The sequence below is a fragment of the Streptomyces sp. NPDC005805 genome (assembly GCF_040630445.1).
GTDB lineage: Bacteria > Actinomycetota > Actinomycetes > Streptomycetales > Streptomycetaceae > Streptomyces.
This window is the reverse complement of sequence record NZ_JBEXXN010000008.1, coordinates 38,105-51,390: the sequence shown is the minus strand read 5'-3', so window position 1 is coordinate 51,390 and position 13,286 is coordinate 38,105. Positions and strand designations below refer to the sequence as shown.

The window sequence follows — 13,286 nt, the reverse complement described above, 5'->3', positions numbered from 1 at the left end:
GGCCCCGGACGCGCCGGGGCCCGCACTCGCCGGCCCCGCTGGTGCTGGACAATGGCGGGACCGCCTGCACCGCCCCCGTTCAGAATCGGATGTGATCACCATGGGCCGGGTCACCGAGCGCCGCCGCACCGTCCGGATCCGGGGCGGGGCCGTGAACACCCGGCCGGACACCCTGGTCGCGGAGGAACCGCTGGAGATCCGCCTCAACGGGAAGCCGCTGGCCATCACCATGCGCACCCCGGGCGACGACTTCGCGCTGGCCGCCGGGTTCCTGGTGAGCGAGGGCGTGCTCGGCTCGGCCGCCGACCTGACGTCGATCGTGTACTGCGCGGGCGCGCAGGCGGACGGCTCGAACACATACAACGTGGTGGACGTGTCCCTCGCCCCGGACGTCCCCGTCCCGGACATCACCCTGGAGCGGAACGTCTACACGACGTCCTCCTGCGGGCTGTGCGGCAAGGCGAGCCTGGACGCGGTCCGCACCACGGCCCGTTTCCCGATCGCCGACGAGCCGCCGCTGCGGGTGACGCCCGCGCTGCTGTCCGCGCTGCCCGACCGGCTGCGCGCGGCCCAGGAGGTCTTCGACCGCACGGGCGGTCTGCACGCCGCCGCGCTGTTCTCCCCGGAGGGCGAGCTGCTGGACGTCCGGGAGGACGTGGGCCGGCACAACGCGGTCGACAAGCTGGTCGGCCGGGCCCTCCAGGACGACCGGCTGCCGCTGTCGCGGTCGATCCTGCTGGTCTCCGGCCGGGCCTCGTTCGAGCTGGCCCAGAAGGCGGTGATGGCGGGCATCCCGGTGCTCGCGGCGGTCTCGGCGCCGTCCTCCCTGGCGGTCGACCTCGCGGCGGAGACGGGGCTGACCCTGGTGGGCTTCCTGCGCGGGTCGGACATGAACGTGTACGCGGGGGCGGAGCGGATCGCGCTGGACGCGGTGGTCTGAGGGCGGGCCTCTGGTGTGCGCGCCTCAGCGCATACGGCGGCGGGCGTCCGAGGGCGGCGCGATCATCTGGAGGGTGAGCGTGGCGGGCGGTTCGGCGAGTCCCGGGCCGCCGGCCTCGGCCCAGCCGATCACGTCGTCCGTGGCGTCGTCGTCGAGGGCCCAGCCGATCCACGCGGCGCGGGCGCCGCGCCGACGCCCCTCGGCGGACGGCTGTACGACGATGACATTGGCCTGGCCGCAGGGCCCGAGGCAGTCGGTGGTGCGGACGGCGAACCGCCCGTCCGAGCCCTCGGCCGCCCGCCGCAGCCGGGCGAGCTGACCCGCGTGGTCGGTGCCGGGGTGTTTGCGGGCGTCACCGCAGCAGCAGCCCCGGCAGACGACCAGGGTGCAGGGGCGGGGGCCGAAGGGGCGTATCGCGAGCGTCGTCACCCGATGATCCTTTCAGCCGGACGGCCCACCCGGGAGGAGGCGTTCGTCACGGGGGCCGCCCGGGGGGCGGCGGGGACCGGGTTGCCTCGGCCGGGCTCCCGCCCCCGCGGGCACCCCACACCCTCGGGCAGCGGCCTTGGGCCCCCGACGCGGGCCCGCCCACCGGCGGGGCCGGAGCGTTCGCGTCCGCCGCGCCCACCGGATGGGCCGGGCCGACCGGCCCCCGGGCACGGCCTCGCCCACCCGACCGGCCGGGCCTCGTCGGCTCCCCCGGGTCGCCCTGCTCACGCCCGCGAGTCCGCCACGCCCTCGGCGGCCGGAGCCGCAGGCCAGGACTCGCCCACCGGCTCCACCGGATCGGCCATGCCGCCCGGGCCGACCGGCCCCCGGGCACGGCCTCGCCCACCCGACCGGCCGGGCCTCGTCGACTCCCCCGGGTCGGGCCGACTCCGCCACCTTCGCCCCGCTCACGCCCGCGAGCCCCCCACGCCCTCGGCGGCGGCCGGGGCCCCAGCCCAGGACTCGTCCACCGACTCCACCGACTCCACCGACTCCACCGGATGGACCGGGCCCCCCGGCGCAGCCGAGCCCCCCGAGCCGGACCGGGCCGCAGGGCCGGCCCGATCCACGTTCTCCCCCGGCTCCGCCGGGTCCGCCGCGCGGCGGCGGGCGATGACCGCGCAGACCATCAGCTGCATCTGGTGGAACAGCATCAGCGGCAGCACCGCCAGACTCGCCTCCGCCCCGAACAGCACCGCCGCCATCGGCAGCCCCGCCGCGAGGCTCTTCTTCGAGCCGGCGAACTGGATCGCGATCCGGTCCGCCCGCCCGAAGCCCAGCCGCCCTGCGCCGTACCAGGTCAGGGCCGGCATCACCGCGAGGAGCAGCGCCTCGACGCCCAGCAGCCCGGCCAGCCGCGCCGGGGTGACCTGCCCCCAGACCCCGGCCGTGACGCCCTCGCTGAAGGCCGTGTACACGACCAGCAGGATCGACGCCCGGTCGACGAGGCCGAGCACCCGGCGGTGCCGGGTGAGGAAGCCCGTCACCAGCGGACGCAGCAACTGGCCTGCCAGGAACGGCACCAGGAGCTGGAGGACGATCCGCAGCAGCCCGTCCGCCGAGAGTCCGCCCACCGCGCCGCCCAGCAGCAGGGCAGCCAGCAGCGGCGTGAGGACGATGCCCGCGAGGCTGGAGAAGGAGCCGGCGCAGATCGCGGCGGGGACGTTGCCCCGGGCCATCGAGGTGAAGGCGATCGAGGACTGGATCGTGGACGGGACCAGGCACAGGAAGAGGAGCCCGTTCGCCAGCTCCGGGGTGAGGAGCGGCGAGCCGAGTCCCCGGGCGGCGAGGCCCAGCAGCGGGAAGACCAGGAAGGTCGCGGCGAGCACGGTCAGATGGAGCCGCCAGTGCCGCAGCCCGTCCAGGGTCTCGCGGGTGGAGAGCCGTGCGCCGTAGAGGAAGAACAGCAGCGCGACGGCTCCGGTCGCGACTCCGCCCACCGCCTCGGCCGCCCCGCCCGACGCGGGCAGCAGGGCGGCCAGCCCCACGGTCGCCAGCAGGGCCAGGACGTAGGGATCGACAGGGACACGGAAGCGGGAGAAGCGGGAACGGAGTCGCGGACGGCCGCGGGGACGGCGGTTCATGGACTCATGATCCGGCCCGGTCACCCGATCAGGAATCCCGCATACCGTTCTCACTGTCATCACGTTTCACGATGACCGGCGCCCCGGACCGCCGTAGGCTCGTGACCGTGTACGACCCCACCCAGCTGCGGACCTTCCTCGCCGTGGCGCAGACGCTGAGCTTCACCCAGGCCGCGCGCCGGCTCGGGGTGCGCCAGTCGACGGTGAGCCAGCACGTCCGCCGGCTGGAGGAGGCGACCGGCCGGCCCCTGTTCACCCGGGACACCCACAGCGTCGAACTCACCGACGACGGCGAGGCAATGCTCGGTTTCGCCCGGACCATCCTCCAGGCCCACGAGCGCGCCTCGGCATGGTTCGGCGGCACGCGGCTGCGCGGCCGGCTGCGCTTCGGCGCCTCGGAGGACTTCGTCCTCACCCGGCTGCCGGAGATCCTGGAGTCCTTCCGCCGTGAGCACCCGGAAGTGGACCTGGAGCTGACGGTGGAGCTGTCGGGGACCCTGCACCGGAGGCTGGAGGCGGGGCGGCTGGACCTGGTGCTCGCCAAGCGGGGGCCGGGCGCGAGCCACGGGGAGCTGGTGTGGCGGGACCGGATGGTCTGGATCGCGGCGGAGGGTGTGCGCCTGCCGCCCGCCGACCGGCCGGTCCCCCTGATCCTCTTCCCGCCGCCCGCCGTCACCCGCGCCCGCGCGCTCGACGTCCTGGAGCGCGAGGGCCGCCCGTGGCGGATCGCCTGCACCAGCGGCAGCCTCAGCGGGCTGGTCGCCGCCGCCCGCGCCGGGCTGGGCGTGATGGCGCACACGCGCGGGCTGATCCCGCCGGGGCTCGCCGAACTGCCGGACCGGGCGGGGCTGCCGGAGCTGGGGACGGTGGACTTCGTGCTGCTGCACGGGCGGCGCCGGCCGGCCGCGCAGGAGGCCGCCGACGCCCTGGCCCGGGCGCTGCTGGCGGCGGGTGACCTGAAATGATCGCTCGGGCGCGGCACGGGCACGGACCGGGCCGCCACCAGGTCCGGACCAACACCCGGTCCGCGTAGAGCGAGGGTGATCGCCCGGTACAGATTCGGTGCAGATTCGGACCGACTGTACTTACCCGGGGGTCAGTTTGCCCCTCAACCGTGCTTTCCCGTCACGCGGTCACCTCCTTTGACCAGTGCCGATGCCGTTCGTCCACTCTTCGCACGGCCCCTCCCGCACAGGCGGGCCGTGGGGTACCGTCACCGGCGCTGTGCGGAGCGCCACAAGGAGCAGGCCATTGCGCGAGTTCACTGTCCCACCCATGGCCACGGCGCCTCAGGTCGGCGGTCTGGCGGATTCGGTCTTCGACCATGCCCTCGACGACCCGGACCGGGTGGTGCTCGGCCGCAAGGACGCGTCCGGCGCCTGGCAGGACGTGACCTCCGCGCAGTTCCGTGACGAGGTGCTCGCCCTGGCCAAGGGGCTCCTCGCGCACGGCGTCCGGTTCGGCGACCGGGTCGCCCTGATGAGCCGGACCCGCTACGAGTGGACCCTGTTCGACTTCGCGCTCTGGACGGTCGGCGCCCAGCCGGTCCCGATCTACCCGACCTCCTCGGCCGAGCAGGTCTACTGGATGCTCCATGACGCCGAGGTCACCGCCTGCATGGTGGAGCACGAGGACCATGCGATGACGATCGGCTCGGTGATCGACCGCCTCCCGAGACTGAAGCGCCTCTGGCAGCTCGACGCGGACGCGGTCACGGAACTCACCGGGGCGGGCGCCCAGATCGAGGACGAGGTGGTCCACCGGCACCGCCGCGCGGTCACCCCCGACTCCGTCGCCACGGTCATCTACACCTCGGGCACCACGGGCCGCCCCAAGGGCTGTGTGATCACCCACTCCAACTTCATGTTCGAGGCCGACACCATGATCGGCCGCTGGGAGCCGGTGTTCCACTCCCGGCCGGGCGACGAGGCGTCGACCCTGCTCTTCCTGCCGCTCTCCCATGTCTTCGGCCGGATGGTCGAGGTCGCCGCGATCCGGGGCCGGGTCAAGCTGGGGCATCAGCCGGTGCTCCAGGCCGCCGCCCTGCTGCCCGATCTCGCCGCGTTCCGGCCGACGTTCATCCTCGCGGTCCCGTACATCTTCGAGAAGGTCTTCCACGCGGCCCGCCGCAAGGCCGAATCGGAGGGGCGGGCGGGCCCCTTCGACAAGGCCGTCGAGGTGGCGGTGCGGTACGCCGAGGCGCTGGAGCACCGGGCCTTCGGCATCGGCCCGGGGCCCTCGGCGGGTCTGCGCGTCCAGCACCAGCTGTTCGAGAAGCTGGTGTACGCGAAGGTGCGGGAGGCGATGGGCGGCCGGGTGCGGCACGCCATGTCGGGCGGCTCGGCGATGGCCCGGCGGCTCGGCCTGTTCTTCGCGGGCGCGGGCGTCACCATCTTCGAGGGCTACGGGCTGACCGAGTCCACCGCCGCGGCCACCGCCAACCCGCCGGAGCGCACCCGCTACGGCACGGTCGGCCTGCCGATCCCCGGCACCACGGTGCACATCGCGGAGGACGGCGAGGTGTGGCTGCACGGCGCGCACATCTTCTCCCACTACCTCAACGACCCGAAGTCCACCCAGGCCGTGCTGCACGACGAGTGGCTGGCCACCGGAGACCTCGGCTCCCTGGACGAGGACGGCTATCTGACGATCACCGGCCGCAAGAAGGAGATCCTGGTGACCTCCGGCGGCAAGAGCGTCTCGCCGGTCGGCCTGGAGGAGCGGGTACGGGCGCACCCGCTGGTGGCGCAGTGCATCGTCGTCGGCAACGACCGCCCGTACATCGCGGCCCTGGTCACCGTCGACCAGGAGGCGGTGGACCACTGGCTGACGCTCCAGGGGCGGGCCCCGCTCTCGCCTGCGGACCTGGTGCGCGACCCGGACCTGGAGATGGAGATCCGGCGGGCGGTCGTCGCGGCCAACACCCTGGTCTCGCAGGCCGAGTCGATCCGGACCTTCCGCATCCTCGCCCACCCGTTCAGCGAGGAGCACGGCCTGCTGACGCCGTCGCTGAAGCTGAAGCGCCGGGCGATCGAGAAGGCGTACGCGGTCGAGGTGGACGCGCTCTACCGCTGAGCGCCGGTCCGCATCGTGTTCGGCATGGGCCCGCATCGTGTTCGGCATGGTGGTCGGCATGATGTGCTGACGTGCGGGAATGTGTGCGGCTGTGTGATCGTTGTGCCTTGGAGCAGCCCGAACGGTCCGATGCGACCATCGACGACGACGTAAGGATCGACCCCTCGTGAGCAAGGTCCCCTCCATCACCCTCAACAACGGTGTCGCCATGCCGCAGCTCGGCTTCGGCGTCTGGCAGGTCCCGGACGACGAGGCGACGAAGGCGGTGGCCACGGCCCTGGAGGCCGGGTACCGCAGCATCGACACCGCGGCCGTCTACGAGAACGAGAAGGGCACCGGCCGGGCCATCGCCGCCTCCGGCGTCCCCCGCGAGGAGCTGTTCGTCACCACCAAGCTGTGGAACAGCGACCAGGGGTACGACGCGACGCTGCGCGCCTTCGACGCCTCCCTCGACAAGCTCGGTCTCGACCATGTCGACCTGTATCTGATCCACTGGCCGATGCCCGCCAAGGACGCCTATGTGGACACCTACCGGGCGTTCGAGAAGATCCTCGCCGACGGGCGCGCCCGGGCGATCGGCGTCTCCAACTTCCTTCCGGAGCACCTGGAGCGCCTGATCGGCGAGACCCCGGTGGTGCCCGCGGTCAACCAGATCGAGCTGCACCCGCAGCTCCAGCAGGCCGAGTCCCGCGAGACGCACGTCGCGCACGGCATCGCCACCGAGGCGTGGTCGCCGCTCGGCCAGGGCAAGGGCCTGCTGGACGTGCCCACGGTGGTCGCGGTGGCCCGCAAGCACGGCCGCACCCCGGCGCAGGTGGTGCTGCGCTGGCACCTCCAGACGGGCAATGTGGTCATCCCCAAGTCCGTGACGCCGTCCCGGATCGCGGAGAACATCGACGTCTTCGGCTTCGAGCTGGACGCGGACGACCTCGCCGCCTTCGCGGCCCTGGACGAGGGCAAGCGCCTCGGCCCGGACCCTGCGCGGTTCGAGGTCGTCTGACAGCGCCCTACCCCGCATCGGCCCCGCCCGCCGGGAAGTCCCCCGGCGGGCGGGGCCGTTCGCGTCCGCGCGTGCCCGGCGCCGTCGTCCGCGCGTCCCCCGGCACTGTCAGTGGCCGGTGCGAGGATGGGCCCGTCGTCGCAGGTCGCGGCGCGCGGGCGGCACGGGATACGGAAACGGGACACGGAGAGGGGCGGAGGCCGTGAGCGGGGTGCTGGAGCCGGGTGTCTACCTGGTGCGCAACGTGGGCAGCGGGCTGGTGCTGGAGGTGGCCGGCGGCGCGCGGGGCAGCGGCGCCCCCGTCCGGCAGGCGAAGGAGACCGGGGAGCCCCGCCAGCGCTGGCACATCAGCCCCGTGCCGAACGGCGGCGGACTGCACCACGTGGTCAGCGAGGTGAGCGGCAAACGCCTCGACGTCGCCGGCGCGTCCACCGAGAACGGCGCCCGTGTGCAGCAGTGGAAGGCCAACAACTTCGGCGCGCAGGAGTGGACCTTCGAGGAGCATCTCGACTCCCCCGGCACCTTCGCCCTGGTGAGCTTCGTCAGCGGGCTGCTGCTGGAGGTCGCCGACGCCTCGGCCGAGGAGGGCGCGGGGGTCCGCCAGTGGGAGGACACCGACGGTCCCCATCAGTGGTGGCGGCTGGAGCCCGTCCGGTAGTGAGGCAGGCCCCGCGTCTCAGCTCGCGCCGTGCCCCGGTGCGATGTCCGCCACCCGCTGGGCGAGGGCGAAGTCCCGTTCGGTGAGGGCATCGGCGTCGTGCGAGTGGACGGCGAAGCCGACCGAGTCGTAGCCCAGGGTCAGGTCGGAGTGGTGGTTCAGCTCCTCCTGGATCTGCGCGATGTGCACGACCAGGGCGGTCGCCGCGAAGTGCGACCCGAGACGGTACGCGCGGGTCAGCCGCCCGTCCGCCACGGACCAGCCGGGCAGCTCCCTCAGCCGGTCCTCGATCTCCTTCTGCGACAGCGGTTCGTTGGGCATGGCCGTGATCCTTCCGAGCGGGCGGCAGCGGGCGACGGACGGGGACACCATAGGTCCGATGCCCCGAAAACCGGGTGCTGCCACCCGGGACACCCCGGGTGCGTTCCACCGAGTGGAACCGCTGACCGACTCGCCGGGGACATACCTCCGCGCGGACCCGGACCGCCGCCTCCGGCCGGCCCCGCCCCCGGTTCACCGTTCCGACGCGGCCAGCACCTGCCCGATCGTGTCGGCCTCGGCCGTGCTCTTGTCCGGGCGGTGGCGGACCACCCGGGCGAAGCGCAGGGCGACGCCCGCCGGGTAGCGGGAGGAGCGCTGGAGGCCGTCGTAGGCGATCTCGACGACCAGTTCGGGCCGGACGGTGACGGTCCAGCCGTCGTCCCCGACCGACAGCCCGCCCAGGTGGTCCGTCTGCCACCGCAGCATCTCGTCGGTGAGCCCCTTGAACGTCTTGCCGAGCATCACGAAGCCGCCGTCCTCGCCGCGCGCCGCGAGGTGGAGGTTGGACAGCAGCCCGGTGCGCCGCCCGCTGCCCCGCTCGACCGCGATCACCACCAGGTCCAGGGTGTGCACGGGCTTCACCTTGAGCCAGGACCGGCCGCGCCGCCCCGCGCTGTAGGGGGCGTCCAGCGCCTTGACGACGACGCCCTCGTAGCCGGTGCCCAGGGTCCGCGTGAAGAACTCCTCCGCCTCGGCGACCTCTGCCGCCGCTCCCGGGTCGGTGACGGTCGTACGGCCGACCCGCATCGTCTCCGGCACCAGCCGGGCCAGCCGTTCATGGCGTTCGCGGCCGGGCAGGTCGAGGAGTTCCTCGCCGTCGGCGGCGAGGACGTCGAAGTACACGGGCGCCACCGGCAGGGCGGCGCGGGCGGCGGCCACGTCGACGCGGGAGCCGACCCGGGAGGCGATGTCCTGGAAGGGGACCGGACGCCCCTCGGGGGAGAGGGCGATGACCTCGCCGTCCAGGATGAACCGGTCCCCCGCCAGTTCCCGCGCGCCGTCGGCCACTTCGGGCAGCCGGTCGGTGATGTCGTCGAGGGAGCGGGTGTAGACGCGGACCGCGTCGCCGTCGCGGTGGACCTGGACCCGGATGCCGTCGAGCTTCTGCTCCACCGCGCAGGGCTCCCCCAGCGTCTCGACGGCCTCGGTCACGGACCGGGCGGTGTGGGCCAGCATCGGCTGCACGGGGTTGCCGACCCGGAGCCGGAACAGGGCCAGGGCCTCGGGCCCGTCCGCGAGCAGGGCGCGGGCGACGCGCGGCAGGGAGCCGTCCAGCATCACGGCCCGCCGTACGTCGGCGGCCACCGCGCCGGAGGCCCGGGCGGCGGCTTCGAGGGCGACGGCGTCCAGGGCGCCCTGGCGCACCTCGCCGGTGAGCAGCCGGGCGAGGAAGCCCTGCTCCTCCTCGGTCGCGGCGGCCAGCAGGGCCCGGACCGCCTCCTTGCGCGCGGTCGCCGAGCCCGGTCCGGTGAGACCGGCGAGGCCGGTGAGCGCGGCATCGGTCTCGGTGACGGTGAGCCCGGGTTCGGTGGCGGGCGGCACGTCCTGGCGGAGCAGCTGCCGTCCGACGCCGATCCGGCCCTGGGGCACCCGGCCCGAGAGGTAGGCGATGACGGTGGCCACGTCCTCGGGCCTGGCCTCGCGGAAGAGGTCCGCGAGGAGTTCGGTCTTGCGGGAGCGGGCGGAGGTGGCGGCGACCTCGCGGGACACGGCGGCGACGCGGGCGAGCAGCATGCGGCCATGGTGCCCCGGCCGTCCCGGGCGCGCAGCGCGGCACGCGGCGCCGCGGCGCGGGGCCGGAGCGGTGGACCGGAACTCCGGTGAAGGCATGGCGGCCCCTCCCGGACACCGGACGGCCGGTCGCGCCCTCCCCAACGTTCACGCAACTCCCCTAATGTGCAGGCGACTTGACCACGTCGACCACTTCAGGGGACGCATCCATGGGGAAACTCGCCCGCGCCACGGCCGTGCTCGCCGCCTCCGCCGGACTGCTCGGCGCGGCCCTCGCACCGGCCGGGGCCGCGCCCGCCGCACCGGATCCGGGGGCGGCGCCGTACTCGGCGACCACCTCGGTCGGGGTGCACAACGCCTATGAGCAGGGCACCTTCCCCTACTTCGCGGACGCCCTGGACTCAGGCGCCGGGATGCTGGAGCTGGACGTCTGGACGAACGCCTTCGGCAGCTCGTGGCGCGTCTCGCACAGCAACCCGCTGGGCAACGCCAACAACTGCGTCGGGGCGGCGAACCCCGGGGAGCTGCGCACCAAGTCCCGCAACCGCGATCTGGCGGGCTGCCTCGCGGACATGCGCGTCTGGCACGACGCGAACCCGGGCCACCGTCCGGTCCTGGTGAAGATCGAGCTGAAGGACGGCTTCCTGGACACCTCCCGCCGGGGCCCGGACGAGCTGGACGCGCTGCTGCGGTCGCGGCTCGGCGACGCCCTGTTCCGGCCGGCCGATCTGCTGGGCGGTCACGGAGACCTGGACGCGGCGGTGCGGGCGGACGGCTGGCCGGCCCGCCCGGCGATGGCGGGCAAGTTCGTGGTCGAGCTGATCCCGGGCACGCTGGAGCAGGACAACCCCTTCGACACGCTGTGGACCGACCGGGAGTACGCGCAGCATCTGCGCGATCTGAAGGCGGCGGGCCGGATCGGCGAGGCGGGCGCGTTCCCGGCGGTGCTGAAGGCGGCGGCCGGTGATCCGCGCACCCGGTACGCGGACGCCTCGATCCGCCCCTGGTTCGTGGTCTTCGACGGGGACGCGGTCGTCTACACGGGCGGCACCGTGGACACCTCCTGGTACGCGCGCAACAACTACCTCGTCGTCATGACGAGCGCGCACTCCGTCGCCCCGGCGATCGACGCCCGGAACCCGACCGAGGCGCAGGCCCGCGACCGGGTGGCGCTGCTGGCGGACCGGCACGCGAGCGTGGTGTCCTCCGACTGGTCGCGGCTGCCGTCGGTGCTCTCCCAGGTCGTCCCGCGCGGCACCGCCCAGCCGTAGACCCACCCCCCCAGCCCTACCCAAAGCCTCACCCGCTGTTAGGTGGGTCACATCCGGGAGGCCTCGCGTCCCACCATGCGGATTGATGGTTTACCGTTCACATATTGCCCGGCCGAAAACCCCCGTTCGGCCGGGGCTTCTCGCTGCCCGGAGCGGCCGCACAAGGACCCCGGAACGGCCTCGAACACACGATCCCCCCGGTTTCCCCGCCCACCCCTTTCCGGATCCGACCGGAACCCACACGAACGGGCGGTAACACCCCACCCGGCGGACACGCACGGACATCGGACCGCTACGCGGTGAAATCCGTGGGCGCAAAGGTCTGGCCATTCGGCGCCGAGAGTTCGAAGGTGGGTGATGCAGGTCACACCCACCACTGGTGTAGCTCACGCAGCAGGAGGAGCGAGCGATGTCACCCTCCATCGAGCGATCCGTCGAGCAGTCCGTCCTGGCCCGTCTCATCAGCGACGCGCCCCACCCCTCGGCGGTACCGGTGGTCCTGCGCTACCACCGCGCCGACCCCCTCGCGGTCCGCCTGGCCTTCCCGCCCGAGGTCTGCCTCGACGACGCGGGCGTGACCTGGACCTTCGCCCGCAGCCTGCTCGACGCGGGGCTGCGCGCCCCGGCCGGCGACGGCGATGTGCACATCTGGCCGTGCGGCCCGGCGCAGACGATGATCGAGCTGCGCTCGCCGGAGGGGGTGGCGCTCCTCCAGTTCGGCACCGAGAGCCTGAGCCGCTTCCTGCTCCACTCCTACGCCGCCGTGCCCGCCGCCCAGGAGTGCACGAGCCTGGACGTCGAACGGGCGCTCGCGGCGCTGTTCGGCGAGGCGAAGGGCTGACCCGGCGAGCGCGGACCGGGCCCCGGCCGCGTCCGCCGGCCCGACGCGCCCGTACTACGGTCACCCCATGACAACTGCCGTGCCCCGTACGGAGGTGGGCCCGCTGCTGCGCAGCTGGCGGGAGCGCCGCCGGGTCAGCCAGCTCGAACTGGCCCTGCGCGCCGACTCCTCCGCCCGCCACATCAGCTTCGTGGAGACCGGCCGCTCCCGCCCCAGCGAGGAGATGGTCCTCCGGCTCGCCGAGCACCTCGACGTGCCGGTGCGGGAGCGCAACGCCCTGCTGCTGGCGGCCGGTTACGCCCCGCGCTACGCGGAGACCCCGGTCGACGCGCCCGCCCTCGGCGCCCTGCGGGAGGGGATCGACCAGCTGCTGACGGGCTACGAGCCGTATCCGGCGCTGGTCGTGGACGGCACGTACACGGTCGTCGCCGCCAACCGGGGCATCACCATGATGCTCGACGAGGTACCCGCCCATCTGCTCGCGCCGCCCCTGAACGCGATGCGCCTCACCCTCCACCCCGAGGGGCTGGCCCCGCGCATCCGGAATCTTCCGGAGTGGCGGGGGCATCTGCTGGAGCAGATGGAGCGTCAGATCGCCCTGTCCCGCTCGGCCGCGCTCCGCGCACTCTACGAGGAGGTCGCCGCCTACCCGCTGCCCGCGACGGCGGAAGGGACGGGAGAAGTGGGCGGCGAGGAGCCCCGGGACGAGCGGCCGTACCCGTACTTCGCGCTGCCGCTGCGGATCGAGTACGACGGCCGGGTGCTCTCCTTCGTCTCGTCCATCTCCACGTTCAACACCCCGCTGGACGTGACCGTCGCCGAGCTGGCCATCGAGACCTTCCTCCCGGCCGACCCGGAGACGGTCGCCTATCTGCGGACCCTCAGCGCCTGACCGCCGCCGTCGCCCGGTGGGCGGTGAAGAACGCGGCCGCGAAGGCGGCGGAGACCAGCGCCTGGGCGGGGATCCACACCGCGCCCGCGGTCGTCGGCTCCAGCCACAGCACCACGGCCGCCACGCTCAGCACGCTCCAGAGCAGGTTGGTCTCCACGGCGAGGCGCACCGGCAGCGCGGGCGGTTCGGCGCGGGAGGCGAGCAGGCCCAGGGCGGACCCGTAGACGGCGAGGAAGATTCCGAGCCCGAGGAGCAGCCCGGCGTCCATGCCGAGGAGCCGCCCGACCGGTCCGGGCAGCACGGCGCAGACGAGGCCGCCCGCGGCGGTGACGACCGCGTCGAGGGCGAGGACGCGGCGCAGGGCGGTGAAGGGCTCGGTGGTGCGGGAGAGACCGGCGAGCAGGGCCTGGGACATGACGGATCGACCTCCGGCGGGAGTGGCCGGACGGCGTCCGGCGGCGGTGTGGGCCCGGGGACCGGACGGA

The 13,286-nt window shown here is 73.8% G+C and carries 13 protein-coding genes; 8 read left to right on the top strand and 5 right to left on the bottom strand.

The features are described 5' to 3' along the window. The first annotated feature begins 100 nt into the window (after positions 1-100). Positions 101-940: a formate dehydrogenase accessory sulfurtransferase FdhD gene (fdhD, locus tag ABZ457_RS07105; protein WP_359154927.1), complete on the top strand. Its 840-nt coding sequence runs from the start codon at positions 101-103 to the stop codon at positions 938-940. Between the two features lie 24 nt (positions 941-964). On the opposite strand, the gene ABZ457_RS07100 is transcribed toward fdhD, so the two are convergent. Next, positions 965-1,369 carry a (2Fe-2S) ferredoxin domain-containing protein gene (locus ABZ457_RS07100; protein WP_359154785.1) on the bottom strand — a complete coding sequence of 135 codons (405 nt, stop codon included), beginning with the start codon at positions 1,367-1,369 and terminating at the stop codon, positions 965-967. A 467-nt stretch (positions 1,370-1,836) separates the two neighbouring features. Beyond that, positions 1,837-3,012 (bottom strand): bile acid:sodium symporter family protein, encoded by a 1,176-nt coding sequence (locus ABZ457_RS07095; protein ID WP_359154783.1) that lies wholly within the window; start codon positions 3,010-3,012, stop codon positions 1,837-1,839. Between the two features lie 71 nt (positions 3,013-3,083). On the opposite strand from ABZ457_RS07095, the gene ABZ457_RS07090 reads away from it, so the two are divergent. The 4 genes from ABZ457_RS07090 (at position 3,084) to ABZ457_RS07075 (ending at position 7,745) form a co-directional block, all read left to right on the top strand. After that, complete coding sequence (locus ABZ457_RS07090) at positions 3,084-3,977, top strand: LysR substrate-binding domain-containing protein (protein WP_359154781.1); 894 nt, start codon at positions 3,084-3,086, stop codon at positions 3,975-3,977. Between the two features lie 310 nt (positions 3,978-4,287). Continuing rightward, positions 4,288-6,087 (top strand): long-chain fatty acid--CoA ligase, encoded by a 1,800-nt coding sequence (locus ABZ457_RS07085; RefSeq protein WP_359154779.1) that lies wholly within the window; start codon positions 4,288-4,290, stop codon positions 6,085-6,087. A gap of 166 nt (positions 6,088-6,253) precedes the next feature. Then, a complete protein-coding gene (locus tag ABZ457_RS07080) occupies positions 6,254-7,087 on the top strand; it encodes an aldo/keto reductase (protein WP_359154777.1) in 834 nt (277 codons plus the stop codon). Between the two features lie 202 nt (positions 7,088-7,289). Next, positions 7,290-7,745, top strand: coding sequence for an RICIN domain-containing protein (locus tag ABZ457_RS07075; protein ID WP_359154775.1), 456 nt, complete (start codon positions 7,290-7,292; stop codon positions 7,743-7,745). A gap of 18 nt (positions 7,746-7,763) precedes the next feature. Here the strand turns inward: ABZ457_RS07075 and ABZ457_RS07070 are convergent, their stop codons facing one another. After that, positions 7,764-8,066, bottom strand: coding sequence for a 4a-hydroxytetrahydrobiopterin dehydratase (locus ABZ457_RS07070; RefSeq protein WP_359154773.1), 303 nt, complete (start codon positions 8,064-8,066; stop codon positions 7,764-7,766). A 192-nt stretch (positions 8,067-8,258) separates the two neighbouring features. Beyond that, positions 8,259-9,800, bottom strand: a complete 1,542-nt coding sequence (locus ABZ457_RS07065) for an ATP-dependent DNA ligase (RefSeq protein WP_359154771.1) — start codon at positions 9,798-9,800, stop codon at positions 8,259-8,261. A gap of 206 nt (positions 9,801-10,006) precedes the next feature. Here ABZ457_RS07065 and ABZ457_RS07060 point away from each other — a divergent pair, with 206 nt between their 5' ends. The 3 genes from ABZ457_RS07060 to ABZ457_RS07050 all read left to right on the top strand — a co-directional run bounded on the left by ABZ457_RS07060 (position 10,007) and on the right by ABZ457_RS07050 (position 12,801). Then, a complete protein-coding gene (locus tag ABZ457_RS07060) occupies positions 10,007-11,068 on the top strand; it encodes a phosphatidylinositol-specific phospholipase C domain-containing protein (protein ID WP_359154769.1) in 1,062 nt (353 codons plus the stop codon). Positions 11,069-11,477: 409 nt separating this feature from the next. Further along, positions 11,478-11,909 carry an SsgA family sporulation/cell division regulator gene (locus ABZ457_RS07055; RefSeq protein ID WP_359154766.1) on the top strand — a complete coding sequence of 144 codons (432 nt, stop codon included), beginning with the start codon at positions 11,478-11,480 and terminating at the stop codon, positions 11,907-11,909. A 67-nt stretch (positions 11,910-11,976) separates the two neighbouring features. Next, entirely contained in the window at positions 11,977-12,801 is an 825-nt protein-coding gene (locus ABZ457_RS07050; RefSeq protein ID WP_359154764.1) for a helix-turn-helix transcriptional regulator, read from the top strand. Here ABZ457_RS07050 and ABZ457_RS07045 read toward each other — a convergent pair. Further along, entirely contained in the window at positions 12,791-13,216 is a 426-nt protein-coding gene (locus tag ABZ457_RS07045) for a hypothetical protein (RefSeq protein WP_359154762.1), read from the bottom strand. The two genes, ABZ457_RS07050 and ABZ457_RS07045, sit on opposite strands and share 11 nt — an antisense overlap. Positions 13,217-13,286: the final 70 nt, after the last annotated feature.

Bases quoted from the DNA above. Each gene is read 5' to 3' on its own strand.
- fdhD (WP_359154927.1), top strand. From the start codon at position 101: ATGGGCCGGGTCACCGAGCGCCGCCGCACCGTCCGGATCCGGGGCGGG.
- ABZ457_RS07095 (WP_359154783.1), bottom strand. From the start codon at position 3,012: ATGAACCGCCGTCCCCGCGGCCGTCCGCGACTCCGTTCCCGCTTCTCC.
- ABZ457_RS07090 (WP_359154781.1), top strand. From the start codon at position 3,084: ATGACCGGCGCCCCGGACCGCCGTAGGCTCGTGACCGTGTACGACCCC.
- ABZ457_RS07085 (WP_359154779.1), top strand. From the start codon at position 4,288: ATGGCCACGGCGCCTCAGGTCGGCGGTCTGGCGGATTCGGTCTTCGAC.
- ABZ457_RS07070 (WP_359154773.1), bottom strand. From the start codon at position 8,066: ATGCCCAACGAACCGCTGTCGCAGAAGGAGATCGAGGACCGGCTGAGG.
- ABZ457_RS07065 (WP_359154771.1), bottom strand. From the start codon at position 9,800: ATGCTGCTCGCCCGCGTCGCCGCCGTGTCCCGCGAGGTCGCCGCCACC.
- ABZ457_RS07060 (WP_359154769.1), top strand. From the start codon at position 10,007: ATGGGGAAACTCGCCCGCGCCACGGCCGTGCTCGCCGCCTCCGCCGGA.
- ABZ457_RS07055 (WP_359154766.1), top strand. From the start codon at position 11,478: ATGTCACCCTCCATCGAGCGATCCGTCGAGCAGTCCGTCCTGGCCCGT.
- ABZ457_RS07050 (WP_359154764.1), top strand. From the start codon at position 11,977: ATGACAACTGCCGTGCCCCGTACGGAGGTGGGCCCGCTGCTGCGCAGC.
- ABZ457_RS07045 (WP_359154762.1), bottom strand. From the start codon at position 13,216: ATGTCCCAGGCCCTGCTCGCCGGTCTCTCCCGCACCACCGAGCCCTTC.